This window comes from Pseudomonas sp. RA_35y_Pfl2_P32 (assembly GCF_963970735.1).
In the GTDB taxonomy this organism is placed as follows: domain Bacteria; phylum Pseudomonadota; class Gammaproteobacteria; order Pseudomonadales; family Pseudomonadaceae; genus Aquipseudomonas.
This window is the reverse complement of sequence record NZ_CAXAQF010000282.1, coordinates 1-474: the sequence shown is the minus strand read 5'-3', so window position 1 is coordinate 474 and position 474 is coordinate 1. Positions and strand designations below refer to the sequence as shown.

At 65.8% G+C, this 474-nt stretch carries 1 protein-coding gene; it reads left to right on the top strand.

The features are described from left to right. The coding region (locus AACY45_RS28285; RefSeq protein WP_445261241.1) for a helix-hairpin-helix domain-containing protein at positions 1-474 on the top strand (474 nt) is incomplete at both ends.

Below are 474 nucleotides of genomic sequence, written 5' to 3'. Positions count from 1 at the left end.
CCTTTTGCGCAGCGTTGTTGAACGCGCAGCCGATGGGTTTTTACGCGCCGGCGCAGATTGTGCGTGACGCGCGCCAGCACGGTGTAGAGATCCGCCCAATCGACGTGAACCACAGCCGATGGGACTGCACGCTGGAGCCCGGAAGAGGCAAATATCTCGCCGTAAGGCTTGGTCTTCGCATGGTCCGTGACCTGGCGAACGGGGACGCAGCATCGATCGTGAGCTCACGGGCGGACACACCTTACGAGAGTATCGAGGAGATCCAGCGCCGCTCTGGCGTCGGCCGCGGCGCGCTTGACCGGACCGGGGAGGCCGATGGGTTCGGGGCGCTTGGACGCAACCGACGCGAGGGTCTGTGGAGCGTGAAAGGCCTCGGCACCGCGGCGCTGCCATTGTTCGCGGCTGCGGACGAGCGAGAGGGCAAGTTACGGCAGGAAGCCATCGAGCCCACGGTCATTCTCGCGCCGATGGGCG